The 1,038-nt window shown below is 30.3% G+C and carries 1 protein-coding gene; it reads right to left on the bottom strand.

The annotated features are described in order from the left end of the window. Nucleotides 1-371: 371 nt before the first annotated feature. Complete coding sequence (locus GH681_RS23225) at nt 372-854, bottom strand: hypothetical protein (protein WP_153163856.1); 483 nt, start codon at nt 852-854, stop codon at nt 372-374. Nucleotides 855-1,038 lie beyond the last annotated feature (184 nt).

The raw sequence follows: 1,038 nt of genomic DNA, 5'->3' as shown, positions 1-1,038 counted from the left end.
TCTTCGATTTCAGGACTCCATTCTCCTAAAGACTTCATCAATCTCTTATAGAACTCTGGTCTGATGTAAACAGCAGCATCTGCTTGATTAATTTCTCCGTCAGCATATGGTTTAGCGCTATTTTTAGCTTGTTGTTCAATAAACTTAATAGCATCTGGATTCTTTTTACGTAATCTACCTAATGTACTTTCTATAGCATGATCGTCCTTAACAGCATTTAATGCTTGCTAATCAGTAACACCAAACTCTTTTTGGAACATATCCTTTATTAAGGATTTTCTAAACATACTATATAATGTATCATATACTGTAGATCCTATTTCATTATCTGATAACTATAATACTTGGAATTTAGAATCACTTCTATCTTCCTAATCCTTAGTATCTCCCCATTTAGTTCTCAAGTTTGTTCCAGTAGACAATACTGAAGATAGACGTTTAATTTTATCTACATCTCTACCAGTTATCATATAATAAGCAGAATAACTTGATTTATCTCTATCTGGGTCATGTTTATCTATCCAAGCTTCTAATGTTCTTTCATCTGATATAACAGGCACAAATGAATCATCATTGGGCTTATATACCATAAGTTCTTTTTGCCATTTATATAATGCTGGATCTCCAGTAAAACATTTCTCTATTTCTATAGTAGAAATCGCACTGTTGATGGCATGTGAAGCTATGATAGAGTATATCACATCTGTTCCTTTATCTCTACTATCAGTTTTAGAACTTATTTTTTCAAATTCTTCTACAAAGTTTATAGGTATATATTTATTACTTAAGTCTTCACCTATCACACCTAGTTCTATAGCTTTTGATATTTCATTATTTACATAATCTACTAACAAATCATTGATAGCTTCTTTGATTACTGTATCGTTATCTAATGCCTATTTAATCACACTCAGAATATCTTGTATAGACTGTGAATCATTAGAATATTCAGCTTTAGCTAAAATTTCATTCAGATTATAAGTATCACCATTAATAGTTATCTTATTAAAATATCTAAATCTTCCACCATTACCATCA

The organism is Zoogloea sp. 1C4 (assembly GCF_009469605.1).
GTDB lineage: Bacteria > Pseudomonadota > Gammaproteobacteria > Burkholderiales > Rhodocyclaceae > Zoogloea > Zoogloea oryzae.
Note: the sequence above shows the minus strand (reverse complement) of the source record. Positions and strands in the feature narration are given on the sequence as shown.